This is a genomic window from Pseudomonas sp. TREG-RG-20F-10-E-6-01 (genome assembly GCF_022662455.1).
GTDB lineage: Bacteria > Pseudomonadota > Gammaproteobacteria > Pseudomonadales > Pseudomonadaceae > Aquipseudomonas.
Window position 1 is genome coordinate 35,407 of the sequence record NZ_JAKNQP010000005.1, and the last position, 26,030, is coordinate 61,436.

Sequence of the window (26,030 nt, forward strand, 5' to 3'; positions counted from 1 at the left end):
ACGCGCTCAAGCAGCGCGTCGGGCAGGCCGTTCAGATCATTCGATGCTGAACGGGAAGTACTTGTCGTTGATCTTTTTGTAGGTGCCGTCTGCCTTGATCTCTGCCAAAGCTTTGTTCAGGCGCTCGCGCAGCGGGTCGCCCTTGCGTACGGCGATACCGATCTTGTCGCTTTCTACAACGGGGTCGCCCTTGAATTCATAGGCCGAACCGTCTTTGCTCTTGAGCCATTCGTACTGCACGTATTTGTCGGCGAGGATGCCGTCCAGGCGGCCGGACGTCAGGTCGAGGTAGGCGTTTTCCTGGGTGTCATAAAGCTTGGCCTCGGTGTCCGGCAGCTTGTCTTCCAGGTAAGTACCGGCCAGCGTCGCGCGCTGTGCACCGATGACCTTGCCCTTCAGGTAGGCCGCGTCGGTCTTGAAGTCCGCAGTCGCTTTAGGCGCGATGAATTGCAGCTTGTTGGAGTAGTACGGGTCGGTGAAGTCGACGGCCTGCTTGCGCTCATCGGTGATCGACAGCGAGGACACCAGGAAGTCGAACTTCTTGGCGTTCAGGGCCGGGATGATGCCGTCCCAGTCGGACACATACACTTCGCACTTCTCGACTTTCATCTTCGCGCACAGGGCGTCGCCGATGTCTTTGTCGAAGCCGACGACGTTGCCGCTGGCGTCTTTATTGTTGAAGGGCGGGTAGGCCGCTTCGATCCCCATCTTCAAGGTTTCTGCCATGGCCGTGGCGCTGAACGCCATCGAAACGGCCGCGGCCAGAAGGAATTTTTTATAGTTCTGCATGCATGTTGCTCCGTTAGCGGTTGCTGGACATGAATTGTTTGCAGCGCGCCGAAAGCGGGTTTTCAAACACCTGCTGTGGCGATCCTTGCTCTTCGACCAGGCCCTGGTGCAGGAACACCACTTCACTGGACACCTGACGGGCAAAGCCCATTTCATGGGTGACCAACAGCATGGTGCGGCCTTCTTCGGCCAGCGCGCGGATCACATTAAGTACTTCCTGGACCATTTCCGGGTCAAGCGCCGATGTCGGCTCGTCGAACAGGATGACCTTGGGCTGCATGGCCAGGGTGCGCGCAATGGCCGCCCGTTGCTGCTGACCACCGGACAGTTGCGCAGGGTAGGCGTGGCGCTTGTCGGCGATGCCGACCTTGGCCAGCAAGGCTTCGGCCACTTCCGTGGCTTCGGCTTTGCTTTGGCCGAGCACACGGCGGGGCGCCTCGATGATGTTGTCGAGGATGCTCATGTGCGGCCACAGATTAAAGTTTTGAAACACAAAACCGATTTCGCTGCGCAGGCGGTTGATCTGTTTGCCGTCGGCGGCCATCAGCTCGCCGTTTTTCGCGGCCTTGAGCTTGAGTTCTTCGCCGGCGACCAGGATCTGTCCCTGGTGCGGGTTTTCCAGCAGGTTGATGCAGCGCAGGAAGGTGGACTTGCCGGAACCGGAGGAACCCAGGATCGAGATCACGTCGCCGTCGCGGGCGGTCAGCGAGATACCTTTAAGTACCTCAAGCTCACCATAGCGTTTATGCAAGTTGCGGATTTCAAGCGCGGGCGCGGCCTCGGCCATGTGCGGTCCTCATTGTGTTCATTGCATTCCTGCTGTTGGGCCGCCTTCCTGGCGAGGCGCCAAGCTAGCATAGCGTTCGGATGGCAGCCAACAGCGCTGCGGACGGTTAGCGGGTGGCCTGCGGCAGGGTGTCGCATCGGCGCAGCAGCGTGTCGCGCCATCAACAACCTACAGACGTTTGAACCCGAGAAATCCACAGGCTTTGCGTAAAAAAGGGCGCGATGGTGCCAGCTTTGGGCGGGTGTTGGAAGGGTTAACCGGGCAAACGGTCCATATCAGCCCTTTTGTGGGGCGTCACGCACTTTTTGTGTGTGTTTTTGGTGCGCATGACCGTCTGGATTGTGGGTCGCACGGTAACGCTATAGCGGAATGCCATTGTTCTCAATGACTTGCAGCGCACGTTGAATTGTCCTACAGCCCGCGTCAATCGCGGCTCTGTAATATTTTGGCGCAAATCTTGCGTAAAAAATAAAGAACGCCCCGTTGGTTTCTTTTCACGAGAAAGATCGCAGGCCGGGCGGACCGTTTTCGCAATTCCTCGTAAAGGTGTGTCAATGAGTAGTACGCAAAGCTCCAATGACCTCGAACAGGGGCTCAAACCGCGTCACGTCACCATGCTGTCGATTGCCGGCGTCATTGGTGCCGGTTTGTTTGTTGGCTCCGGCCACGCGATTGCTGCCGCCGGCCCGGCCGTACTGCTGGCTTACGCCGCTGCGGGTACGTTGGTGGTATTGGTGATGCGCATGCTCGCCGAGATGGCGGTAGCCTCACCGGATACCGGTTCGTTCTCCACCTACGCCGACCGCGCGATTGGCCATTGGGCCGGTTTCACCATTGGCTGGTTGTACTGGTGGTTCTGGGTGCTGGTGATTCCGTTGGAAGCCAACGCTGCTGCGACCATCCTTAATGCATGGTTCCCCGATGTGGCGATCTGGGCCTTTACCCTGATCATCACGTTGCTGCTCACGGCAACCAACCTGTTCAGCGTGAAAAACTACGGTGAATTCGAGTTCTGGTTTGCGCTGATCAAAGTCGTGGCGATTGTGGGCTTTGTGATCCTCGGCCTGGCGGCGATTTTCGGCTTCCTGCCGACCAGTCAGGTCAGCGGCGTGTCACACCTGTTCGACACCCAGGGCTTTATGCCTAATGGCATGGGCGCGGTATTGGCGGCCATCCTGACCACCATGTTCTCGTTCATGGGCACCGAGATTGTTACCATCGCTGCGGCCGAATCGAAGAACCCTGGCCAGCAAATCACCAAGGCCACCAACTCGGTGATCTGGCGGATTGGTTTGTTCTACCTGCTGTCGATCTTCATTGTTGTGTCGCTGGTGCCATGGAACGATCCGACCCTGGCGGCCGTAGGTTCCTACCAGACTGTGCTGGAACGCATGGGCATTCCGAACGCCAAGCTGATCGTCGACCTGGTGGTATTGGTTGCCGTGACCAGCTGCCTGAATTCGGCGTTGTACACCGCCTCGCGCATGCTGTTCTCCCTGGGTCGTCGCGGTGATGCACCGGCGATGTCCAAGCGCACCAACAAAAGCGGCACGCCTTACTGCGCGGTGCTGTTGTCCACTGGCGCGGCATTCCTGGCAGTGTTCGCCAACTACGTCGCCCCGGCGGCGGTGTTCGAGTTCCTGTTGGCAAGCTCCGGCGCCATCGCCTTGCTGGTGTACCTGGTGATCGCGGTGTCGCAACTGCGCATGCGCCAGAAGCGCACGGCTGCGGGCGAGAAGATTGTGTTCAAGATGTGGCTGTTCCCTGGCCTGACCTATGCGGTGATGGTGTTCATCGTCGGCACGCTGACCATCATGCTGTTCCAGGAAGCGCACCGGGTCGAGATTATTGCGACCGGGATTTTGAGCTTGCTGGTGGTGCTGGCGGGGTTGTTTGTGGCGAGCCGTCGCAAGGCGCAGAAGGTAGGCGCTGCCGTACTCAATTGATGTAATGAAATGCGGTGCGCAATGCACCGCAATTCAAATGTGGGAGCGGGCTTGCCCGCGATTACGGTAGATCGGCCAGCACATCTGGCGACGGATCCACCGCTTTCGCGGGCAAGCCCGCTCCCACATTTGGTTTTGCGTCAGTCTGCTGAGTTGGCGAGCGCTTGGGAGGCCGCCACGTAATCGGCCTGAAACTGCGGCGACTCGATCCACGCCAGCGCTGCCGCTTCATCATCACTGTCCGTCGCCCACTGCCGGTACTCGATCAGTGCCGCGAGAATGAAGTCAGTGGCCTCTTCTTCGCCTTCCTGCTCCAGCACCAGCGCCAGCAACGGGTGCGCCAGGAATACTGCACACAGTGCCTGCTGGCTGGTTTCGCCCGCGGAGCGCATCTCCATAAACAACTCGGTCAAATCTACCGACTCAAGGTCAATGCGGCTGTCATCGCCGGCGAACGCATCCGGCTTGGTCGCAACGCTGCGTTGGGTACGGTTTTGCTTGGCCTTGGCCTTTGCCCGGTGGGCACGTTTTTGCTGCTTGTTCGGCGAGGCCATGGGCTCAACGTCCTTGGGTACTGGGTCTGGGTGGGTATTGAAGCGCAGGTTGGGGGTAAATCCCAAGGGATTCTAAACGCGCTGACCGGGAGCGCCTTGCATCAACTCACCGTGTTGCAGCCACGCCAGTGCAATCGGCCACAGCCGGTCCTGATATTCACTGCGGAAAAAGGCGAAATGCCCGACGGCTTTTTCGGCAATATCTTCAGGAGCTATGCGCAGATGCGTGCGCTCGCTGTGTTCGAAATAGCCCAGTAGCCGCTCAATTGCCGCCACCGTGCCAAACGGGTCGTCGGTGATGCTGATCGCCAGCAATTGCGCCTTCACGCGGGCAAACGGCAGCTCATTTAGCGCCCGCCCGCTGGGGCGCGTCTCGTACCGGGGGGTTGGCGTGCCCCAGTCGTGCACCACGCCGGCCGGTGTGTCTTCCAGCCAGCCCAGGCGTTTGCCGGGGAAGTAGCCATACAGCGCGGTCACCAGCGGCATCACCACATGCCACTTGGCAAACATGCGCCAGCGCCCGCTGGCCTCATAGTCGCGCCAGTACGCAAACTGCGCGCCGACTGTGACGATACGTCGAATCACCGCGCCGGAGGCGCCAAGCCCCGCCGCACAGCCTCCAAAGCTGTGACCGACCACATCAATCGGCTGCCCTGGAAACTCCCGTTGCGCGCGCTGCAGCATCGCCTCGAAATCCAGCACGCCCCAATCCGACCACGACGCCTTGAAGCCGCGCAGCGAGCCACTGCGGGACTCGCCTATGCCTCGGTAGTCGTACGTGATGACGTCCAAGCCATTGGCAAACAGGTAGTCGGCGAAGCGAGAGTAGTGGCGGCAGCGTACGGAGGTGGCGGCGTTGATGATGACAACCGGGCGTATCGGGTCGGTTCTGATATGACGCCAGGTGAAGCCGCCGATGGGATAGCCGTCGTTGGCGGGCTCACGGAATGCTTCCGGGGCTGGTCGAGTGGGCAGGTTCATAGGTCGGCTTGATCCTTGCGCTTTTGGTGTGGGCTGTAGGGCCACGCGCTTTTATAAGAAACCGAAATTAACAAATTTAGCGCGGCAGGGGCGTAACAAATATCGCGATGCTCGACCTCGCCCCCCTGAGTGCTTAGGCTTGCGATCTGTTCATCAGCCAAAGTCAGTCCATGACCCGCGACACCCTCGAACACAGTCAGATCCCCATCTACTTCGTTGCCGTCCTGCTGGCGGCGGCATTCGGCGTGCTTGCGCCGCTGTCAGCCCACGGTCTTGGCGTGCTGGTGACGCCCGCCATCGCGGTGCTGATGTATGCGATGTTCCTGCAAATCCCGTTTCTGGAGCTGCGCCAGGGTTTGGGCAACAAGCGCTTTATCTCGGCGCTGTTATTGGCCAATTTCATCCTGGTGCCCCTGCTGGTGTGGGCGTTGACCCGTGGCCTGGTGGAGCGCCCGGCGCTGTTGGTGGGTGCATTGCTGGTGTTGCTGACGCCGTGCATCGACTACGTGGTGGTGTTTACCCACATCGGTAAAGGCGATTCGCGGCTGATGCTGGCGGCAACGCCGGTGCTGTTGCTGCTGCAACTGGTGCTGTTGCCGGTGTACCTGGGTTTCATGCTGGGCGCGCAATCCGCTGTCGTGGTGGCGGTAGAGCCGTTCGTGGAGGCGTTTGTGCTGTTGATTGTGCTGCCGATGATGCTGGCGGTGCTGACGACATTCCTGGCGCGGCGCTCCAGCGTGATCAATGTGTGGAACGACGCCTGGGCCTGGCTGCCGGTGCCCGCGATGGCGCTGGTGCTGTTTGTGGTCATCAGCTCGCAGATCACCTCGGTGGTGCGCGATATCGGTTTGCTGTTGCCGCTGATGCCGGTGTACGTGGGCTTCTTGTTGCTGGCGCCGTTGATGGGTGCGTTGGCTGCTCGGTTGTTGGCGTTGCCTGCTGTGACCGCGCGGGCGGTCACGTTCAGTGCCTCGACCCGCAATTCTCTGGTGGTCTTGCCCCTTGCGCTGGCTTTGCCGGAAGACGTGCGCGGGCTGGCTGCAACGGCGGTGATTCTGCAAACCCTCGTTGAGCTGATGGGCGAGCTAGTCTACATCCGGCTGATTCCGGCACTGGTGTGGCGCGCTGGTCGATAAATCCATAAATGTTTGGGTTTGTTCAGGCGCTATTCAGGAGCTGAGTCGGCACCATGGAGTCGGCGCAGCCTACCTGAAAGGACATTCGATGGATCACCGCAGCCGTTTTCGCCTGGAGTCCCTGGGCCTGTTTCTGATCGCTTTACTGCTGTTCACCTTGGGCATCTGGGATGAGCAACCCCAAGGGTTTGACGGGCGTTGGGCACTGTTTCTGCAAGAAATGTTTCGCCATGGCGCGAGTCTTTTTCCGACTACCTACGGTCAGCCTTACCCGGACTACCCGGGGACCGCGACCTTTTTCAGCTTCGTGTTTGCACGCTTGTTCGGGGCGCCCAACCACCTGGCGAATGTCCTGCCGACGGCGCTTGCCTCGGCGGGCATGATCGCGCTGATCTATCGCTTGCTGGTGCCATTGAGCCGACCTTGGGCGTGGCTGACGGTATTGCTGACGCTGCTCACCACCCAATTGCTCGATAAGTCGCGCTCGGTGTGCCTGGACCTGATGATCGCGTTGCTGTGTGTGGGCAGTTTCTACCTGCTGCACAGCGGCGAGCGCATGGGGTCGCGGGTGCGGCAGCTTGCCGTGTTCCCGTTATTTATTCTGGCGTTCGCGATTCGTGGGCCGCTTGGGTTGATCGAGGTGTGTGGCGTGGTGTGCGTGTACTGGGCGCTCGGCCGGCCGGGGCAGCGCGTCAAGCAGGTGCTGATTCACGGTTTTGTGGCGCTGGCGCTATTGGTTGCCTGCTGGTGGGTGTTGATGAAGCTGGCGCGGTTCAGCGGCGGCGACGCCTTTGCCGATGAGGTGTTCAGGATGCAGGTCAGCGGCCGCCTCGATGAGAGTGGCGAGCCGTTTTACTTCTACTTCAAGCTCAGTTTGTACCGCTACTTCCCGGTGGTTCCGCTCGCGCTGGCCACGATGATTGCGCTGCGTCATCGCTGGTCTGAGCGCTGGGTCAATGACGATATCCAGCTGGTGGTACGGCTTGGCGCCTGTGGCTTGATGATTTTGCTTGGGCTTTCGGTACCGCACTTCAAGCGCGCTTATTACATTCTGCCGATGGTGCCGATGTTTGCCGCTGTCGCCGCCTATGGGCTGCTTCAGGCGCAACATTGGCTGATCGGCGTGCGCCGCTGCTATGAAGGGCTTGTCGCGGCGCTGCCGGCGTTGTGCGTGGTCGTGCTGTTTGTGTGTCGGCATGCCTGGCAGAAGCACGGGTATTGGCCTGAGGTTTCGTTACCGCTGATGATTGGCGCGCTGCTGGTGTTGCAAGTGGCGGCGCTGATGGCCTGGCGTCGTCCATTGCGGTTGGTGTGGCTTAGCGTGGTCGCACTGGCGGCGCAGTGGCTGCTGTTGGTGGTGGTGATAGACCCCGCCAAGGATCTGCAATTTGATACGCGCAAGTTTGTCAGCCAGGTTGAAGCGCTGCGTGAGTCCGAGCCAGGCCCCTTGGTGTTCGTCAATCTGGGGCGCGATACCTGGGCGGTGCGCTACATGATGAACCTGGATCACGATGAGCAGCCGCTGTTCGTCGCTGATAATCAGCTTGAACAATTAACCACGTTGCCACGGCCATCCTGGGTGATTGTGCCGCGCAAGGAGGCAGCGCTGTTGAAAGGGACGTCGATGGAGCAGCAAGCGCCAAGCTTTGAAGGGCGGCTGAACGATAATCCGCTGATGGTGTTTTTGCTGAAGTAGGCGGGCGGCTTACTGCCGTTGCATGGGCTCGGGGCGATAGTGGATCGCCCTGGGTGGGACGCATAAATTCCAGACAACAAAAAACCCGCACTTGGCGGGTTTTTTGTGTGTTTCAGATGACGTTTGCACCACCTGAAACTAATTAGTGGTGCCCAGAGACGGAATCGAACCGCCGACACGGGGATTTTCAATCCCCTGCTCTACCGACTGAGCTATCTGGGCAACGGGGCGCATTAAACGGGTTTTTCAGGGGGTCGTCAAGCAAGTTTTCAAAAAATATTTAATTATTACCGTCGCTTACGTGCCGACCCCGGTTTTTGATCAATTATTGAGCAGGCGGCACGTAGCCGTCGGCCTTGGCGTAATCCTCGCCAGAAAAGAACTTGTCCATCTCGCCCTGCAGGTATTTGCGGTCTTCGGCGTTCATCATGTTCAGGCGTTTTTCGTTGATCAGCAGGGTCTGGTGTTTTTGCCAGTCAGCCCAGGCTTTGGCGGAGACGTTGTCGAAGATGTCCTGGCCTTTGGCGCCGGGGAACGGTGCGCGCTCCAGGGCAGGCAATTCTTCGTGGTACTTGCGGCACATGATGGTGCGGGTCATGACGGAACTCCTGCGTTCAATACGTCGGCCGCGCGCTTCAGCAGTTTTTTCACCGGGGCGGCAAGGCCCAGGCGCGGCGGGGTGGCGAGGTTATACCAGAGCCAGTCGGCCTCGGCCACGTGATGGGCGGATTCCTCGACCTGGACCAGCCAGGGTTCGATGGCCAGCTGGAAGTGGCTGAAGGTGTGGATCAGCCCCGGCAGTTCATGCGGCGTGCCCAGCGCGAGCGCGTGCTGGTTGGCCAAGTGTTCCAGGTCCTGGAGGTCGTCGAGCTCCGGCAAGCTCCACAAACCGCCCCACAGGCCCGTGGAAGGGCGGCGGTAAAGCAGAATTGCGCCCTCGGCGTTGGCCAACATCGGCATCAGCGTGCGCTTTTGCGGGATGGTTTTGCGCGGCTTGGGGATTGGGTAGCGCGTCTCCAGGCCGAGCATGTGCGCCTCGCAGCCCTTTTCCAGCGGGCACAGCAGGCAACTGGGTTTGCTGCGGGTGCAGAGCGTGGCGCCCATGTCCATCATCGCCTGGGTGTAGGCGTTGACGCGATCGTGCGGCGTAAAGCGCTCTGCGGTAGCCCAGAGCTGCTTGGCGACCTTGGGCTCGCCGGGGTAGCCCTCTTGCGCGGTAAAGCGCGCCAATACGCGCTTGACGTTGCCGTCGAGGATGGGCGCCCGCAGGCCCATGCTCAGGCTGGCGATCGCACCCGCAGTGGATAAGCCGATGCCGGGCAGTTCAGTGAGCTTTTCGACGTCCTTGGGAAACTCGCCACCGTATTGGGCGACGACGATCTTGGCGGTCTTCTGCAGGTTGCGTGCGCGGGTGTAGTAACCCAGGCCGGTCCACAGGTGCAGCACTTCGTCTTCCGGCGCGGCGGCCAGGGCTTCGACCGTCGGCAGGGAAGCCATGAACCGGTCGAAGTAATTGAGCACGGTGCTGACCTGGGTCTGTTGCAGCATGATCTCCGAGACCCACACCCGGTAAGGCGTAATGCCCTGTTGCCAGGGCAGGTCATGGCGACCGTGGCGGTCGTACCAGTCCAGCACTGCCTGTGAAAACTGCTCGTTTCTCATCGTTTGAACAGGCCTTTAAGGGCGTCTTTCAACTGCGGGTTGACCTTGTCGAGTTTCTCTTCGAGCTTCTCGCTGAGTTTGTTGCCGGCGGCTTTGACCGCAACCTGAGTCAAGCCGTCCTTGTCCAGGCGGCAGGCTTTGGCGCCCAGCTCCAGCGGGCCGCGGCAGCGCAGCGGCACTTCGATGCCCCGGAAGTTGGAGCCGACCTGGCAGGCCGGGTCCGGCACGTCGCGTGTATCGCCTTCAACGATGATGCCGACGCGATAATCCATGCCCAGCACGCGCAGGTCGATGTCACCGTTGCCGTTGACTGTCAGGCCCGGGATACGCACTTTCAGGTCCGGGTTGCTGGCCACGCCGTTGCGCAAGGTCAGGTTGCCGCGCAGTTCCTGGAACGGCGTGTCCTTGCCTTGTGGCGTGGTGGTCAAGGTCTTGCGGTTGAGCAGTGCGATGCCGGTGCACAGTTGCTGTTCAATGTTGGCGTTGAGCAGCGCGCCGTTATTGATCACAAAGCTGGCAGTGCCGTTAAGGCTGTCGATCAGCGCCTTCTGGCTGTTGCCACGGCCGTTGAGGTTGCTGTCGAGGGTGATCTGGCCTTTTACCGGCGGGGTTTGCCCCTGAGCTTGCAGGATGCGCTCAACCGGCACTTGCTTGATGTGGGTTTGCAGCGCCAGCACCGGGATGTCCTGGCGCACATCGAGTGTGCCGTTGGCCTGGAAGGTGCCGTTGTAGAGGCCGCCGCTGAGGGTATCAAGCTTGAGCTGGCCATCGACGCCGGAGGCTTTGAGTGCAGCGTTCTGGATCGGCAGCTTGCTCAGGGTCAGTTGGCCGAAGGCCAGGTCGGCGTCCACGTCCAGCGTGCGCAGACGCGTGAGTGGCAACAGCTTGTCGGTGCTCCACGCGCCTTTGGTTGGTGCGTCCGGCAGCGGTGTGGTGCCACCGGCGGCCATGGCGCCGGCCTCGCTGTTCTGCACTTCGGCCTGGCGTGCGGCCGCTGCACCTTTGGCGGTTTCGGACTTGGCCGGCAGGTAGTTGTCGGCGTTAAAAGTATCGCCTTTGAGTTGCAGGCGCAGGGATTGCTTGGCGAAATCCTCTACAGCGATGCGGCCGGTGAAGGTGCTGCTGTCGAGTTTCAGGTTCAAGTCTTCCAGTGCCACGCTGGTAGGCGTGCCTTTGAGGCGGCTGACCAGTTCAACTTTGCTCAGGCTGCCCGCCGCCATCGGTGGCAACGGGTGGCCGACGCTGTCGAGGAACTTGGCCAGGTCAAACTGGGCAATGGACAGGGCGCCGCTGAGCTGTGGGGTTTTGTTCAGGTCATTGACCTTCAGTTCGCCCAAGGCGCGCAGCTGGTTGGCGGAGAGTTTAAGGTTGGTCCATTCGGCAATGTTGGCCGCCAAGTCCACCAGCAGTTGGCCTTGGGTGGAGAACGTTACGGTCTTGCCCTGCAGCGGCTCGCCGGTGGCTTCGCCGCTCAGCTTCATGTCTTCGAACTGGTAGCGCTGGAGCGCACGCTGGATGCGCAGGTTGCCGTTCAACTCGGTCTTGACGCGCATCAGCGGCTGGTTGCTGCCCAGGAATGCCGTGAGTTTGAGCGGAATGCTTGCGCCTTCGTGCACGGCACCGGCGCTCAACTGGATGCTTTCGGCGCTGTACTGTTTGCCGGTCTGCTCATCGTTGTATTCAACGCGGGCGTTGTTGATGGTCAGGCTGTCGATGTCCAGGCGGATCGGTTTTGGCGGTTTTTCCGGTTCAGGTTCGGCCGGCGTTTCCGCGGGGGCAGGCACCGGCGCATTGGCCGGTTTCTCGGTCACGTTCTTGCCGATGTCCTCCCAGTTGCCGTGGCCTTGCTTGTCGCGGTTGAGGCGCAGGTTCAGGCCTTCGACACGCACATCGCTCATCTGCACTTCACGGCGCAGCAGCGGCAGCACGCGCACCGACAGGCCGAGCATCTGCAGGTCGGCAAACGGCTGAGTCGGGTTGGTCATGGTCGCGACGCTGGCTTCGTGCAATTCCAGGCCCAGCCAGGGGAACAGGCTCCAACCGATATCGCCATTGAGCGTCAGCTCGATGTGGGCCTTGTCGCGGGCAATCTGGCGGATCTCGTCTTTGTAATCGTTGGGATCGAAGAGGTGGGTCAGGGCAAAGCCCAGGGCCACAATGATCAGCAACAGCCCGAGAAGTACCAGACCCAGGATTTTGCCGAACGCTTTCATGGGCGAGTCCTTGTATGTCGATTTCAAAATTTAGCCGCAGAGTATAACGCCCGACGGCCTGCGTCAGTTCATGCATCGTTACATTGTATCTAGACGCAGCAAAATCGGATTTTGTCGCCCAACAGAGCAGGTTGCGTGAAAAAGGTGATATCAGTTTGGTTTTTCTGTCATCCACTGGTGCTAATCTGCGCGGGTTCGTCTGTCGTCTGCGACACAGCGTCGCGCTTAAAAGGAGCTTTACTCAACAACAACGGCTAACGCTCTGCGTGCAAGGCCGAGGGAGAGAGCGCCTGACGGACACATACTAATAACTGGGGGAAACACCAATGAGCACAAGCACTGCGGCTGGTAGTACCGCCGCACAGCCTGCGTTCCTGTCCAAGGAGCGCATTATCGCCAAGCCAGGGTTCAACCGCTGGCTGGTTCCACCGGCCGCCCTGGCCATCCACCTCTGCATCGGCATGGCCTACGGGTTCTCGGTGTTTTGGCTGCCGCTGTCCAAAGCGCTGGGTATCACGGCACCGGTCGCCTGCGCGCCGGACATGAGCTTCATCACGCAAGTCTTCTCGTCCCAGTGCGACTGGCCCATCTCCATGCTGGGCTGGATCTACACGCTGTTCTTCATCTTCCTGGGTTGCTCCGCAGCGATCTGGGGCGGCTGGCTGGAACATGCCGGGCCACGTAAGGCCGGCGTTGTATCGGCCTTGTGCTGGTGTGGCGGTCTGTTGATCTCGGCGTTGGGCATCTATACCCACCAGATCTGGCTGATGTGGATCGGCTCCGGCGTGATCGGCGGTATCGGCCTGGGCCTGGGCTATATCTCGCCCGTGTCGACCCTGATCAAGTGGTTCCCGGACAAACGCGGCATGGCCACCGGCATGGCGATCATGGGCTTTGGCGGCGGCGCAATGGTCGGTGCACCCTTGGCCGCAGCGCTGATGGGCCACTTCGCTTCGCCAACAAGCGTGGGCGTGTGGCAGAGCTTCGTGGTCATGGCCGTGATCTACTTCGTGTTCATGATTGGCGGCGCGCTGTCGTACCGCGTTCCGCCAACCGGCTGGAAGCCTGAGGGCTGGACCGCGCCGGCGAAAAAAGCCAGCAATGCGATGATCACCCACCGTCACGTTCACGTGAACGTGGCGTGGAAAACCCCGCAATTCCGCCTGGTGTGGCTGGTGCTGTGCCTGAACGTGTCTGCCGGTATCGGCATTCTCGGCATGGCGTCGCCGCTGCTGCAGGAAGTGTTCGGTGGCAAGTTGCTGGGTGTTGATGTGCCGTTCGGCCAGCTGGATGCCGGGCAATTGGCGTCCATCGCGGCCATCGCCGCAGGCTTCACCGGCTTGTTGAGCCTGTTCAACATCGGTGGGCGGTTCTTCTGGGCGTCGTTCTCCGACTACCTGGGCCGTAAAAATACCTACTTCGTGTTCTTCGCCCTGGGCTTTGCCCTCTACGCGCTGATCCCGAACCTGGGGCACCTGGGCAACGTGGCGCTGTTCGTGGCGGCGTTCTGCATCATCCTGTCGATGTACGGCGGCGGTTTTGCCACCGTTCCGGCGTACCTGGCCGACCTGTTCGGCACCCAGATGGTCGGCGCGATCCACGGTCGCCTGTTGACCGCTTGGGCGGCGGCGGGCGTGTTGGGCCCGGTGTTGGTCAACTACCTGCGTGAGTATCAGCTGAGCATCGGCGTTGAACGTGCCGCGGCGTATGACATCACCTTGTACATCCTCGCCGGCCTGCTGGTGCTGGGCTTCATCTGCAACCTGCTGGTGCGCCCGGTGGCCGACAAGTACTTCATGACCGACGCGGAACTGGCTGCCGAACAGGCGCTGGGCCATGACAAAGGCGCCACTGCCTCTACGTCGCTGGAGTGGAAGGCTTCTTCCGCCAGCGTGCCATTGGCTATCGTGGCGTGGCTGGTGGTGGGCATTCCGTTGGCGTGGGGTGTGTGGGTGACCCTGCAGAAGACGGCGGTATTGTTCCACTGATAAACCGTTGCGCAGTGCCCGCTCATGCAAGATGAGCGGGCCTCGGGCAGTCAGAGCGGGCTACTCCTGCTTCTTGTCAGGCAAGGCTTTGGTTGATTGACCGCGCCATGGGATGCGTTGAAACCATGGCCGCGGCACCGGATGCACGATTACCCGCAAGGCTCGGGCGTAATCCATGACCAGGCCGGGTGTCCAGGCCATGGTCATGGCGCGCTTGCGTACTTGCGCGGCAATCCACAGTTCCGGCATGAGCAGGGTCTGCAACACCGAGCGCCAGCGCCGCGACCGTTCCGCCAATACCCCATCCATCGAGGCTTCCAAGGCAAATGCCACGCTGCTCGAGCAGTTGCGGTAGGTCAGGTTGTAAGTGGCCTGTTGGCGATAGTTATTGGAAAACTCAATCAACGCCTTGCGGCTGTACCGGTGAAAAATGATCTTGCGGTCCGAATCGCACCAGTTGGCCACTTCGGTGGCGTAGTCCGGCTGGAAGGTGCCCGGCACGTCATTGTTGCGAGTGGCCTTGAGAATGCGGAAAAACTCTGACGGTGAGCGATCGATGTCTGCAACCGGATACAGGCTCAGGTACACCGACGGCGACAGTTCAAGGGCAGCGTGCCCGGTTGAAATCACGCCTTGTGCGTCCACGGCCGCGATGTAGCGATTGATGATCGGGCGGGGAATGGTGGTTGCGCTGGCGGTGCCTTCCGGCGTCCAGATATGCACCACCAGTGGATCGGTGCAGGCAGGCTCCGGCTCAGGCTGCGGCGGCGGTTCCTGCGGCGGCAGCTTCTTGAAATCCGATAGCAGATCCCTGGGCGCAAGCAGCTCGAACGTCGAGGTGCCATGGCGCAATCGCCTGACGCGACGCGCAATGCGTACCGTGTTCAGGCCGCTGACGATCATCAGTGCGCCCAGAAAAAAAGACACGGTGGCACTGTTGGCGATGGGGTACGGGCTGACCAGCAACCCGGCGAACACCACTTGGGCGCCGCCGCTGATCAACGATGATCGCCAGCGCGGGAACCTGACGACCCAGGCCGAGGTGATGGTCAGCAGGCCGATCACAAAGTAGGTAAAGCCAAAGATGATCGCCAGCAGCAGGTTGCTGTAGACCTTGTCGGCAAGAATCAATACCGCGACAAAAAAGCAGATCCCGCCCTTGAAATACAGCACGGCGCGCTGAGTACCCACGCCGCTGGCGGCCACGCTCAGGGTGACAATGCTTTCCAGCAACAGCAGCAAGCCGAACGCGCGCAGCGGAAAGTACAACTCGCCATCCAGGCCGTCGATCATCACGCCAACGCCCATCACGCCCCATACGATACCGATCAGGCCGAGAAACCAGAATTTGGATCGGACGAATTCAACGCCGAACAGCAGTAAAGCAATCTGAATCATGAAGGTACTCGTACAGGTAGACGCTGATCGGCAAACGTTCAGGAATAGCGACTGCTTTGCCAGTTGCCGACAAATACTTGGCCCCTGGCATCGCGCATGGCGCCGGGGCTTTGGTCGTAAAGGGTCAGCCAGTCACCGTTGCCTTTGTCGATGCGAAAGGCCAGCGATGAGGCGTGGGTACGGGTGTCCGGCGACCAGTGCTGTTTGAGTTTTTCGCGGTCATCGGGGTGCACGCGCGCCAGCACCTGCTCAATGGTGCCCAGGGGGCGGGTGCCGATATCCAGCAGCGAATCGAGGTTGTCGTCCCAGAGGATATCGCCTGTTTCGGGATGCAACTGGTACATCACGCCGTCGCCCCCCAGCCGTCCGGTTTGCGGGTCGTAGGGCCTGGCCGATTGCGTCATCAGGCGTATCACCACCACCAGCAGGGCGGTAATGGACAGGTAGCTTTGCGCAAGCAGCAAAGGCTCGCCTTCGAGCAGGCCCGGCACATAAAACGGCCCGGTCTTCTGATCGGTGTAATTGACCACGATGCTGCCCAGCACCAGCAGCGCGATCGAGCCTCCAGGGCTGCGCCAGGTCACGCAAACGGCAAGGGCGAGGGCGATCGGCAGGCAGGCCAGGATGAAATACACCGCAGCGCCGGCATCGGTGTCCAGCATGCTGGTGAGCCAGTGCGGCGCGGCCCCGAAGACGTACCAGGTATTCAATGCGAGCAGCAACAGCCACCCTGCGCCGGCGAGTTTCTCCCGTGCGCTGACGGGAAATTCGCGCAAGTTGCTGTTCAGCACGTTCATGACCACGACGGTCGCAAAGAATACGCCGTTAACGCCAGACATCCAGTTGGTCATCAGCGTATGGGGTGATGTTTCCCCGGCCAGCATCAACCAGCCCTTCCTGATCAGCGCCTGCACGCCACAAATGGCCACGGTCGCCAGCAACCACAGCACGATGGCGTGCAGGTCGTCGCCACGGCGCGCGAAACGCCGTACCAGCCAGGCAATGGCAATCGAACCTGCCAGCGCCTCAGCCGAAAGCGCGATGGCGGCCGGTGACTCCTCCCAGCCGTGCGCACCGAGCAGCACCCGCGCGATCAACAACACAAGAAACAGCATCGGCCAGTGCGCACGGCGCGAGCTCAGGAAGGCCGACACCGAGACGCCCGCCGGAAACCAGATAATCGCCATCTTCGAGACGGGGTCATCAAAGGCCAGCGAGGCCATGCCGGTCACGTAATAGGTCAACGCCCACAGGAGGAGAATGCCGCTGCGCCGTAAGACTCTGGGTATCGTCACTGTTCAGTATTCATCAGGTTTAAACGTAGCGCTCATGTTACAGCGAAGCCGGCGCTGGCATTTGGCTAATATGCCGGGCGCACCATCCTGGAGCATGCACTTGTACGCACATGTCTAGCGCCGACACTCCATCAGTCTTATCTCCTCCGATGTTTCTGTTTAGCGCCCGCGCCCCTATAATGGCTGCCTTTTTCGCCCAATGATTTTGCGGAGCTGGTGATGGCCGAACGTAAGGCGTCCGTCGAGCGCGACACTCTGGAAACCCAGATCAAAGCCTCGATCAACCTGGATGGCACCGGAAAGGCCCGATTTGATATCGGTGTACCTTTTCTTGAGCACATGCTGGACCAGATCGCCCGTCACGGGCTGATCGACCTGGATATCGTCAGCAAGGGCGACCTGCATATCGACGACCACCACACGGTGGAAGACGTCGGTATCACGTTGGGCCAGGCGTTTGCCAAAGCCATCGGCGACAAAAAAGGCATCCGTCGCTACGGGCACGCCTATGTCCCGCTGGATGAAGCGCTGTCGCGTGTGGTCATCGACTTCTCCGGCCGCCCAGGCCTGCAGATGCACGTGCCCTACACCCGCGCCACCGTGGGCGGCTTTGACGTTGACCTGTTCCAGGAATTCTTCCAGGGCTTCGTCAACCACGCACTCGTCAGCCTGCACATCGACAACCTGCGCGGCACCAACACCCACCACCAGATCGAAACCGTGTTCAAGGCTTTCGGCCGCGCGCTGCGCATGGCCGTGGAGCTGGATGACCGCATGGCCGGGCAAATGCCCTCGACCAAGGGCGTTCTGTAATGCAGACGGTCGCGGTTATCGATTACGGCATGGGTAACCTGCACTCGGTGGCCAAGGCCCTCGAGCACGTAGGCGCCGGCAAGGTGCTGATCACCAGTGATGCCAACGTGATTCGCGAAGCCGACCGGGTGGTGTTCCCGGGCGTTGGCGCGATTCGCGACTGCATGGCCGAGATACGTCGCCTGGGCTTTGACAGCCTGGTGCGCGAAGTCAGCCAGGACCGCCCGTTCCTCGGCATCTGCGTGGGCATGCAAGCCTTGCTCGACAGCAGTGAGGAAAACGACGGCGTCGACTGCATCGGCCTGTTCCCAGGCCAGGTGAAGTTCTTTGGCAAGGACCTGCACGAAGACGGTGAACACCTGAAAGTCCCGCACATGGGCTGGAACGAGGTGCGCCGCACCGTCGACCACCCGCTGTGGCACGAAATCCCGGACATGGCGCGCTTCTACTTTGTGCACAGCTACTACATCGCCGCCGGTAACCCGCGTCAGGTGGTCGGTGGCGGGCACTACGGCGTCGACTTCGCCGCAGCGCTGGCCGAAGGTTCGCGTTTTGCGGTGCAATTCCACCCGGAGAAGAGCCATACCCATGGCCTGCAGTTGCTGCAGAACTTCGCCGCCTGGGATGGTCGCTGGTAAATGGCCAGGAAGCCGAAGCAGCCGATCTTGAACCTCACCCCCGAGCAGGAGAGTGAGGCTACCCTCAAGATCAAGCGCTTCATGGAGGACCGCTTCGAGCTCAAGTTGGGCTCGTTCGAGGTTGCCGAGATTCTTGAGTTGTTCACCACCGAAGTGGCGCCGCACTATTACAACAGGGCGATTTTCGACACGCAGACGCTCCTTAAAGAAAGGTTCGAAAGCATCGAAAGCGACTTGTGGTCGCTTGAGAAACCCTGATTTCCCAAGCATTGCTGAATATCGAATAAGGTTTGCCAGATGCTGATTATCCCCGCTATCGATCTCAAGGACGGCGCTTGTGTACGCCTGCGCCAAGGCCGCATGGAAGACTCCACCGTGTTCTCCGATGACCCGGTGAGCATGGCTGCCAAATGGGTAGAAGGTGGCTGCCGTCGTCTGCATCTGGTGGACTTGAACGGCGCCTTCGAAGGCCAGCCGGTCAACGGCGAGGTGGTGACCGCCATCGCCAAGCGCTACCCGAACCTGCCGATCCAGATCGGCGGCGGCATTCGCTCCCTGGAAACCATCGAGCACTACGTCAAGGCCGGCGTGAGCTACGTGATCATTGGCACCAAGGCCGTGAAAGACCCGGCGTTCGTTGCCGAGGCCTGCCGCGCATTCCCGGGCAAGGTGATTGTCGGCCTGGACGCCAAGGACGGTTTTGTCGCCACTGACGGCTGGGCTGAAATCAGCACCGTGCAAGTGATCGACCTGGCCAAGCAGTTCGAAGCCGACGGCGTGTCCGCCATCGTTTATACCGACATCGCCAAAGACGGCATGATGCAGGGCTGCAACGTGCCGTTCACCGCCGCGTTGGCTGCCGCCACCAGCATTCCAGTGATCGCTTCCGGTGGTATTCACAACCTGGGCGACATCAAGTCGCTGCTGGACGCCAAGGCGCCTGGCATCATCGGCGCCATCACCGGCCGCGCGATCTATGAAGGTACCCTGGCCGTCGCCGAAGCCCAGGCTTACTGCGATGCCTACAACGGCTGAGGACTGACCATGGCGCTGGCCAAACGCATCATCCCTTGCCTGGACGTCGACAACGGTCGCGTGGTCAAGGGCGTCAAGTTCGAGAACATCCGTGACGCCGGCGACCCGGTGGAAATCGCCCGTCGCTACGATGAGCAAGGTGCCGACGAGATTACCTTTCTCGACATCACCGCCAGCGTCGACGGCCGTGACACCACGCTGCATACCGTGGAGCGCATGGCCAGCCAGGTGTTTATCCCGCTGACCGTCGGCGGTGGCGTGCGCACCGTGCAAGACATCCGCAACCTGCTCAATGCCGGCGCGGACAAGGTCTCGATCAACACCGCCGCCGTGTTCAACCCGGAGTTTGTCGGCGAAGCCGCGCAGCACTTCGGTTCGCAGTGCATCGTGGTCGCCATCGACGCCAAGAAAGTCTCAGGGCCTGGCGAAACCCCGCGTTGGGAGATCTTCACCCACGGCGGTCGCAAACCCACCGGGCTGGACGCGGTGGAGTGGGCGATGAAGATGGAAGGTCTGGGCGCCGGTGAAATCCTGCTGACCAGCATGGACCAGGACGGCATGAAAAACGGCTTCGACCTCGGCGTGACCCGCGCCATCAGCGATGCGCTGGGCATTCCAGTGATCGCGTCCGGCGGTGTCGGCAACCTGCAACACCTGGCCGACGGCGTGATCGAAGGCCACGCCAGCGCGGTGCTGGCGGCGAGTATTTTCCACTTTGGCGAATACACCGTTCCCGAGGCCAAGGCCTACATGGCGGCGCGCGGTATCGTCGTTCGCTAAACGCTGCTGGACACCATGGCGGGCGCGCGGCACTCTCTGCGCTTGCCATGGATTCCGGTAACTTTCATGTTCAAACACCTGCTGCTCGCCCTCGCCAGTTCTTCCATGCTTTTGGCAGGCTCGGCCCGTGCCGAAGAACCGTCTGACGCCTCTTTGGTGTTGCTGACGGAAAACTTCCCGCCGTACAACATGGCAAAAAACGGCAAGAACTTCGCCAAAGACGAGAACATCGAAGGCATCGCCGTGGACATCGTGCGCGAGACCTTCAAGCGTGCCGGCATTTCCTACAACCTGACCCTGCGTTTTCCTTGGGAGCGAATCTACAAACTCGCCCTGGAAAAACCTGGTTATGGCGTATTCGTGATGGCGCGCCTGCCGGACCGTGAAGCCCTGTTCAAATGGGTAGGCCCCATCGGCCCGGACGATTGGGTGTTGCTGGCCAAGGCCGACAGCAAGATCCAGCTGGATGACCTGGAGCATGCGCGCCGCTACAAGATCGGCGCCTACAAAGGCGACGCCATTGCCGATACGCTGGAAAAGCAGGGCCTCAACCCACTGGTGGTATTACGCGACCAGGACAACGCGCAAAAGCTCCTGGATGGCCAGATCGACCTGTGGGCCACCGGTGATCCCGCCGGGCGTTACCTGGCGCGTCAGGTGGGCGTGACGGGGCTCAAGACCGTGTTGCGCTTCAATAGCGCGCAACTCTACCTCGCGCTGAACAAGGACGTGCCGGACGAACTGGTCGCCAAGCTTCAGGCCGCGCTGGATCAGCTGCGCAAAGACGGCGTGGTCGACGAGATCATGGCGCGCTACCTCTAACGGGCAAGAACTACTGTGGGAGCTGGCTTGCCTGCGATAGCGGTGGTTCAGCTGAAATAGTTGTCACTGAAAGACTGCTATCGCAGGCAAGCCAGCTCCCACAGGTAATACTGCATTTCAAATGCACCCATGCGGCGCACTGCAATCAGCGGGAAAACCGCGGTCAAAAATGTGGGAGCGGGCTTGCTCGCGAAAGCGGTGTGTCAGCCACTCAATCGGCTGACTGACCCACCGCCTTCGCGAGCAAGCCCGCTCCCACACTGGAATGTCGCCATCTGATCTAACGGTACTGACCGTTCTTGCCATGCCCGGCCATGGCCTGATTGCCGCGCACGCTGATCATCAGCTTGATATCAATCCAGTCGATGCCCTGAGCCTTGAGCTTGGGCAACTCGCGCTCCAGCACCGCCAGCGTCTGCGGATAAGGGTGGCCGATCATCACCACCGAGCCCTGCTTGTGCGCCAGCTTGATCGCGGTTTGCAGTTGCGTGGTAATGGCCGCCTCGGTGCGCTCGTCATCGAGGAATACATCCCGCGAGACATGCGCCAACCCAATCTTTTGCGCTTCGGCGGCGGCGACGGTCTGCGCGCTGGTGCGGCTGTCGACAAAGAATTTGTTACGCCGCTGCAGCTCGCCCATCAACCAGGCCATGGCGTCCCGTTGGGCTGTCATGCGGCTGCCCATATGGTTGTTGATGCCAGCGGTGTAGGGCACGGCCTTGAACGCGGCGTCCAGGCGTTTGCCGAGTTCTTCGATCGGCAGCTCGGGGTGCCAGGCGAACGGGCCGGTGGCCGGGTCCATGGGCATGTGCAGGATCACAATCTTGCCGGCCTTGTGCGCTTCGCGGGCGAATTCGGCGGCGTGGGGCGTGTCCGGCATCACCGCCGTGGTCACCGGCCCGGGCAGGGCCAGCACGCGACGATCCCGAGGCAGGTTTTGCCCCAGGTCGTCGATGATGAGGGTCAGGTAGGCTTTGTGTGGCTCGCCGTCAGGCGTCGCGTGGGCGACGCCTGCCAGGCTGCACAGCAGGGCGATGATCAGGGCAAAACGCATATCAACGGCTGCGCGTGATGCTCAGGCCTTTCAGCAGGCTCAGCGCCTGGGCCAGTTGGTAATCGTCGTCCTGCGGCATCGGCTTGGCTTTGGCGCCGCTGCCGGTTGGCTGGTCGGCACCGCCGTTGCCATTGCCCAGGTGACCTTGCAGGTCGGCCTCTTTGTAGTACTCGCTGTCGATCTCGTTGGTGATCTTGGCTTTACGCACTTCGATGTCCGGGACGATGCCCTGCGCCTGAATCGAACGGCCGTTCGGCGTGTAGTACAGCGCCGTGGTGATCTTCAATGCGCGGTCATTGTTCAGCGGCAACACGGTTTGTACCGAGCCTTTGCCGAAGCTGGTGGTGCCCATCAGCACGCCGCGCTTCTGGTCTTGCAGGGCACCGGCGACGATTTCCGACGCCGAGGCGCTGCCGCCGTTGATCAGCACTGCCAGTGGCACGCCTTCGCTCAAGTCATTGCCGGTGGCCGAGAAGCGCAACTCGGAGTTGGCGATGCGGCCTTTGGTGTAAACGATCAGGCCCTTGGTGATGAAGTGGTCGACCACTTCCACCGCCGACTGCAGCACGCCGCCCGGGTTGTTACGCAGGTCGAGCACGATGCCGTTGAGTTTCTTGCCGTTGTCTTTGCGCAGCTTGGCCAGGGCCTTGGCCACTTCGTCGCCGGTCTTGACCTGGAACTGGGTAATGCGGATGTAGCCGTAGCCGGACTCCAGCAGTTGGCTCTTCACGCTCTTGACCGTGATGGTCGCGCGGGCCAGGGTCACGTCAAACGGGTTGCCGCCGTCGCGCACCAGGGTCAGGGTGATTTTCTGGCCGAGCTTGCCACGCATCTTGTCGACAGCTTCGGTCATGGTCTGGCCGCGAGTCGGTTGACCGTTGATCTTCACGATCAGGTCGCCAGCCTGGATGCCAGCTTTGGACGCCGGCGTGTCGTCGATCGGCGAGACCACTTTGATCTGGCCGTCTTCGGAGCCGACTTCGATGCCCAAGCCGCCGAACTCGCCGCTGGTGCTTTCCTGCAACTCGGCAAAATCTTCCGGGCCCAGGTAAGCGGAGTGCGGGTCGAGGTTGCTGAGCATGCCTTTAATGGCATTTTCCAGCAGGGTTTTATCGTCTACGGGTTCGACATAGGCTGCCTTGATCCGGTCCATGACCTCGGCAAAGGTGCGCAACTCGTCCAGCGGCAGCGGGGCCTTGGTGGTCGCAGCCGTGGTCGCGGTCGTGGCGGCGGGTGCAGCCCCAGCGGCCTGGTCGGCAAAAGCCAGAGGCGCGCCGATCACCAGGGCGATCGTCAGGGCCAGCGAAGTGAGGCGGGACAAATGCAGCATGTCGAACGAACTCCTAATGTAGATGCGGCCCTATCCTTGGGAACGGCACCATTGTGCAGGGTCGCTCGGGCGGCCCTGCTGACGAATAGCGAAGTACAGCGCCGGAGTGTCCTGGCCACCACTGTTACCGACAGTGGAGATGGATTCACCGGCTTTTACAACATCACCTGCCGACTTGAGTAAAGTCTGATTGTGGCCGTAAAGGCTCAAATAGCCATTACCGTGGTCAAGAATCACCAACAAACCGGCGCCGCGCAGCCAATCGGCAAACACCACGCGCCCACCGTGAACGGCATGAACCTGGCTGCCGGCGGCGGCGCTGATCATGACCCCGTCCCATTTGGCGCGGGTGTCGTCACCTCGGGTTTCACCGAAGCGGGCCAGTAGTCGACCATCAACAGGCCATGGAAGTTTTCCACGCGCTGAAGCAAAAGGTCCGCCGAACGACTCGCCGGCGCTGGAAACCAGCGGGCCAGGCGCTGCGTGCGCCGGTTTGCGTGGGGCCGGAGCGTCGGTGGTGGCGGCCAGTTCGGCTTCACGCTGACGCTTTTTTTCCGCCTCCTGCTGGGCGATCAGCGCTTTCTGCCGCGCTTCTTCGGCCTCACGTGCCTGGCGAGCCAGGGTTTCCTCGATGGTTTTGAGCACTTTGCCCAGGTCAGCCTGGTCTTGCTCGCGGGCCTGCAGTTTGGCGTCGCGGGCCTTCACATCGTCGTTGAGCTTGGCCAGGGCTAGCTGGCGCTCTTTGCGGACCTTGTCCAGCTGGTCGCGCTGGGTGTCGAGGGCGGTTTTCTGGTCGAGCAGTTGCGATTGCTGGTCGGCAATTTCCTGCTCGACGTTGGCCAGCTGGCGCAGGGTTTCGTTAAAACCCTTCAATTGCGCCAGGCGTGCCTTGCTCAGGTAGTCGTAATAGGTGAGGGTGCGCGCGAATTTTTCCGGGTTCTGCTGGTTGAGCAGCAGTTTGAGGTATTCCTGGCGGCCGCTCTGGTACGCGGCGCGGGCCTGGATCGCAATCAGGCGTTGCTGCTCAACGCGTGCGCTCTGGAGTTTTTTTTTCTCAGCGTCGAGTCGCTCCAGTTCCGACTCGCTCTTCTTTAATTCTTTTTGTAGCTCCTGGACCTGCTTCTCAAGCTTGCCCATTTCGGTTTCGGTACCGCGCAGGTCTTTCTGCACCCCGGATTTCTCTTCCTGGAGCTTGCCGAGCAGTTTCTTCAACTCGGTAATGTCCTGACGCGTAGCGTCCAACTGTTGTTGGGTTTGTGCGCGCTCATCGGCAAATGCCGGTTGGAGCAGGCAGACTAGAGCGAGGGTAATCAAGGCGCGAAGCATAGAGGCGGGCGACACCAGGGAAAGGGACGGCCTAGTATGCCCGCCAAGCGCCGCAAAAAAAACGCCCAATTCGGGCTGGAAGGCAAGATAGGTGCCGAGTGGCGCTGGTATGGCGAAAAGATATCTACCAAACACAGGAGATCCAATGTGGGAGGGGGCTTGCCCCCGATAGCGGTGTATCAGCCACCTCTGTGTCAGCTGACCCACCGTAATCGGGGGCAAGCCCCCTCCCACACTGTTTTGCGGTGATGCTGGGGATCAAACCAGAATCGACGTGCCGGTCATCTCTTTCGGCTTCTCCAGCCCCATCAGCATCAACATGGTCGGCGCCACGTCCGCCAGCACGCCGCCGTGCCGCACTTTGAAGTCGCGCTTGCCAACATAGATGAACGGCACTGGCTCGGTGGTGTGCGCGGTATGGGCCTGGCCGGTGGATTCATCCGACATCTGCTCGCAGTTGCCGTGGTCAGCGGTGATCAGCGCTTCGCCGCCGACTTTGTCCAGGGCGTCGACGATGCGGCCGACACACAGGTCCAGGCATTCCACGGCTTTTACGGCCGCTTCCAGGTTGCCGCTGTGGCCAACCATGTCGCCGTTGGCGTAGTTGACCACGATCACGTCGTAACGCTGGTGCTCGATGGCATCGACGATCTTGTCGGTCACTTCCGGCGCGCTCATTTCCGGCTGCAGGTCATAAGTGGCGACTTTTGGCGACGGAATGAGGATGCGTTCTTCGCCCGGGAACGGTTCTTCACGCCCGCCGGAGAAGAAGAAGGTGACGTGAGCGTATTTTTCGGTTTCGGCGATGCGCAGTTGGGTCTTGCCGTTCTTGGCCAGGTAATCGCCCAGCACGTTTTCCAGGCTGCCTGGCGCGAAGGCCGACGGGGCCGGGATGTTGGCGGCGTATTGGGTGAGCATCACGAACTCGACCTTTGGCTGGCGTGCGCGCTCGAAGTCTTTGAAGCCGGCATCGACGAATACATGGCTCAGCTCACGGGCACGGTCGGCGCGGAAGTTCATGAATACCACGGCGTCGCCGTCTTCAACTTTCACTGGCTCGCCGATGGTGGTGGCTTTGACGAATTCGTCGCTCTCGCCACGTGCGTAGGCAGCTTGCAAGCCTTCCTGGGCGGTGGCCGCGTTGAATTCGGCCTGGCCGTCGACGATCAGGTTGTAGGCCTGGGCCACGCGGTCCCAGCGGTTATCGCGGTCCATGGCAAAGTAACGGCCGACCAGGCTGGCGATGCGGCCTTTGCCGAGGGCGGCGAAGGTGGCGTCGAGCAGTTCAATGGACGACTGGGCGCTTTTTGGCGGGGTGTCGCGGCCATCGAGGAAAGCGTGCAGGTAAATTTTGTCGGCGCCGCGCTTGAAGGCCAGCTCGGCCATGGCGACCAAGTGGTCCTGGTGGCTGTGTACACCTCCGTCGGACAGCAGGCCCATGAAGTGCACGGCCTTGCCGGCCGCAACTGCTTTATCCACCGCCGCGCAAATGGCCGGGTTCTCGAAGAACTCGCCGTCACGGATCGATTTGGTCACGCGTGTGAAGTCTTGGTATACCACTCGTCCGGCGCCGAGGTTCATGTGGCCGACTTCCGAGTTGCCCATCTGGCCGTCCGGCAGGCCTACGTCCATACCGGAACCGGAGATCAATCCGTTGGGTACTGTGGCGCTCAGGCGGTCGAGTACCGGCTTCCTGGCCGAGTACACGGCGTTGTCGTGGTGGCTTTCACTGTGTCCGAAGCCATCGAGAATTATCAGGACCAAAGGTTTAGGCGTGGTAGTCATAG

The 26,030-nt window shown here is 60.9% G+C and carries 23 protein-coding genes and 1 tRNA gene; 10 read left to right on the top strand and 14 right to left on the bottom strand.

The window, feature by feature from the left end:
* Positions 1-36: 36 nt before the first annotated feature.
* Both L8K08_RS16385 and L8K08_RS16390 read right to left on the bottom strand, forming a co-directional pair.
* Entirely contained in the window at positions 37-789 is a 753-nt protein-coding gene (locus tag L8K08_RS16385; RefSeq protein WP_003187758.1) for an ABC transporter substrate-binding protein, read from the bottom strand.
* A gap of 13 nt (positions 790-802) precedes the next feature.
* Complete coding sequence (locus L8K08_RS16390; RefSeq protein WP_106577457.1) at positions 803-1,576, bottom strand: ABC transporter ATP-binding protein; 774 nt, start codon at positions 1,574-1,576, stop codon at positions 803-805.
* Between the two features lie 554 nt (positions 1,577-2,130).
* Here L8K08_RS16390 and gabP point away from each other — a divergent pair.
* Positions 2,131-3,522, top strand: a complete 1,392-nt coding sequence (gene gabP / locus L8K08_RS16395; protein ID WP_145159859.1) for a GABA permease — start codon at positions 2,131-2,133, stop codon at positions 3,520-3,522.
* 140 nt (positions 3,523-3,662) lie between these two features.
* Here the strand turns inward: gabP and L8K08_RS16400 are convergent, their stop codons facing one another.
* On the bottom strand, positions 3,663-4,076 hold the full coding sequence (locus L8K08_RS16400) for a hypothetical protein (RefSeq protein ID WP_145159861.1): 414 nt from the start codon (positions 4,074-4,076) through the stop codon (positions 3,663-3,665).
* A gap of 72 nt (positions 4,077-4,148) precedes the next feature.
* Entirely contained in the window at positions 4,149-5,057 is a 909-nt protein-coding gene (locus L8K08_RS16405; protein ID WP_242198721.1) for an alpha/beta fold hydrolase, read from the bottom strand.
* Positions 5,058-5,227: 170 nt separating this feature from the next.
* Between L8K08_RS16405 and L8K08_RS16410 the strand changes: the two genes are divergently transcribed.
* Both L8K08_RS16410 and L8K08_RS16415 read left to right on the top strand, forming a co-directional pair.
* Positions 5,228-6,193: an arsenic resistance protein gene (locus L8K08_RS16410; protein WP_242198723.1), complete on the top strand. Its 966-nt coding sequence runs from the start codon at positions 5,228-5,230 to the stop codon at positions 6,191-6,193.
* A gap of 88 nt (positions 6,194-6,281) precedes the next feature.
* A complete protein-coding gene (locus tag L8K08_RS16415; protein WP_242198725.1) occupies positions 6,282-7,889 on the top strand; it encodes a hypothetical protein in 1,608 nt (535 codons plus the stop codon).
* A 146-nt stretch (positions 7,890-8,035) separates the two neighbouring features.
* Here the strand turns inward: L8K08_RS16415 and L8K08_RS16420 are convergent.
* The 4 genes from L8K08_RS16420 to L8K08_RS16435 all read right to left on the bottom strand — a co-directional run bounded on the left by L8K08_RS16420 (position 8,036) and on the right by L8K08_RS16435 (position 11,764).
* Positions 8,036-8,111, bottom strand: a tRNA-Phe gene (locus L8K08_RS16420).
* A gap of 103 nt (positions 8,112-8,214) precedes the next feature.
* Positions 8,215-8,487 carry an oxidative damage protection protein gene (locus L8K08_RS16425; protein ID WP_106577463.1) on the bottom strand — a complete coding sequence of 91 codons (273 nt, stop codon included), beginning with the start codon at positions 8,485-8,487 and terminating at the stop codon, positions 8,215-8,217.
* The gene (gene mutY, locus L8K08_RS16430; protein ID WP_106577464.1) at positions 8,484-9,551 is read right to left on the bottom strand and encodes an A/G-specific adenine glycosylase; all 1,068 of its coding nucleotides are present in this window, start codon (positions 9,549-9,551) and stop codon (positions 8,484-8,486) included. The genes L8K08_RS16425 and mutY overlap by 4 nt, the downstream gene beginning before the upstream one ends.
* On the bottom strand, positions 9,548-11,764 hold the full coding sequence (locus tag L8K08_RS16435) for an AsmA family protein (RefSeq protein WP_242198727.1): 2,217 nt from the start codon (positions 11,762-11,764) through the stop codon (positions 9,548-9,550). The genes mutY and L8K08_RS16435 overlap by 4 nt, the downstream gene beginning before the upstream one ends.
* A gap of 326 nt (positions 11,765-12,090) precedes the next feature.
* Between L8K08_RS16435 and L8K08_RS16440 the strand changes: the two genes are divergently transcribed.
* Complete coding sequence (locus tag L8K08_RS16440) at positions 12,091-13,752, top strand: OFA family MFS transporter (protein ID WP_145159872.1); 1,662 nt, start codon at positions 12,091-12,093, stop codon at positions 13,750-13,752.
* Positions 13,753-13,812: 60 nt separating this feature from the next.
* Here the strand turns inward: L8K08_RS16440 and L8K08_RS16445 are convergent, their stop codons facing one another.
* Positions 13,813-15,150, bottom strand: coding sequence for a hypothetical protein (locus L8K08_RS16445; RefSeq protein ID WP_242198729.1), 1,338 nt, complete (start codon positions 15,148-15,150; stop codon positions 13,813-13,815).
* Between the two features lie 38 nt (positions 15,151-15,188).
* Entirely contained in the window at positions 15,189-16,445 is a 1,257-nt protein-coding gene (locus tag L8K08_RS16450; RefSeq protein ID WP_145159876.1) for an MASE1 domain-containing protein, read from the bottom strand.
* A gap of 219 nt (positions 16,446-16,664) precedes the next feature.
* On the opposite strand from L8K08_RS16450, the gene hisB reads away from it, so the two are divergent.
* The 6 genes from hisB to L8K08_RS16480 all read left to right on the top strand — a co-directional run bounded on the left by hisB (position 16,665) and on the right by L8K08_RS16480 (position 20,533).
* Positions 16,665-17,258, top strand: coding sequence for an imidazoleglycerol-phosphate dehydratase HisB (gene hisB / locus L8K08_RS16455; RefSeq protein WP_003218037.1), 594 nt, complete (start codon positions 16,665-16,667; stop codon positions 17,256-17,258).
* Positions 17,258-17,896: an imidazole glycerol phosphate synthase subunit HisH gene (hisH, locus tag L8K08_RS16460; protein WP_145159878.1), complete on the top strand. Its 639-nt coding sequence runs from the start codon at positions 17,258-17,260 to the stop codon at positions 17,894-17,896. The genes hisB and hisH overlap by 1 nt, the downstream gene beginning before the upstream one ends.
* Positions 17,897-18,154: a DUF2164 domain-containing protein gene (locus tag L8K08_RS16465; protein ID WP_010213888.1), complete on the top strand. Its 258-nt coding sequence runs from the start codon at positions 17,897-17,899 to the stop codon at positions 18,152-18,154.
* Between the two features lie 39 nt (positions 18,155-18,193).
* A complete protein-coding gene (hisA, locus tag L8K08_RS16470; RefSeq protein ID WP_242198732.1) occupies positions 18,194-18,931 on the top strand; it encodes a 1-(5-phosphoribosyl)-5-[(5-phosphoribosylamino)methylideneamino]imidazole-4-carboxamide isomerase in 738 nt (245 codons plus the stop codon).
* Between the two features lie 9 nt (positions 18,932-18,940).
* On the top strand, positions 18,941-19,711 hold the full coding sequence (gene hisF, locus L8K08_RS16475; protein WP_003171107.1) for an imidazole glycerol phosphate synthase subunit HisF: 771 nt from the start codon (positions 18,941-18,943) through the stop codon (positions 19,709-19,711).
* 66 nt (positions 19,712-19,777) lie between these two features.
* The gene (locus L8K08_RS16480) at positions 19,778-20,533 is read left to right on the top strand and encodes an ABC transporter substrate-binding protein (protein WP_145159885.1); all 756 of its coding nucleotides are present in this window, start codon (positions 19,778-19,780) and stop codon (positions 20,531-20,533) included.
* A gap of 280 nt (positions 20,534-20,813) precedes the next feature.
* Here the strand turns inward: L8K08_RS16480 and L8K08_RS16485 are convergent, their stop codons facing one another.
* The 4 genes from L8K08_RS16485 to gpmI all read right to left on the bottom strand — a co-directional run bounded on the left by L8K08_RS16485 (position 20,814) and on the right by gpmI (position 26,028).
* Positions 20,814-21,587 (bottom strand): divergent polysaccharide deacetylase family protein, encoded by a 774-nt coding sequence (locus tag L8K08_RS16485; RefSeq protein WP_106577473.1) that lies wholly within the window; start codon positions 21,585-21,587, stop codon positions 20,814-20,816.
* 1 nt (position 21,588) lies between these two features.
* Positions 21,589-22,917 carry a S41 family peptidase gene (locus L8K08_RS16490; protein ID WP_145159889.1) on the bottom strand — a complete coding sequence of 443 codons (1,329 nt, stop codon included), beginning with the start codon at positions 22,915-22,917 and terminating at the stop codon, positions 21,589-21,591.
* Positions 22,918-22,947: 30 nt separating this feature from the next.
* Complete coding sequence (locus tag L8K08_RS16495) at positions 22,948-24,243, bottom strand: murein hydrolase activator EnvC (RefSeq protein ID WP_106577475.1); 1,296 nt, start codon at positions 24,241-24,243, stop codon at positions 22,948-22,950.
* 258 nt (positions 24,244-24,501) lie between these two features.
* Positions 24,502-26,028: a 2,3-bisphosphoglycerate-independent phosphoglycerate mutase gene (gene gpmI / locus L8K08_RS16500; protein WP_242198735.1), complete on the bottom strand. Its 1,527-nt coding sequence runs from the start codon at positions 26,026-26,028 to the stop codon at positions 24,502-24,504.
* Positions 26,029-26,030 lie beyond the last annotated feature (2 nt).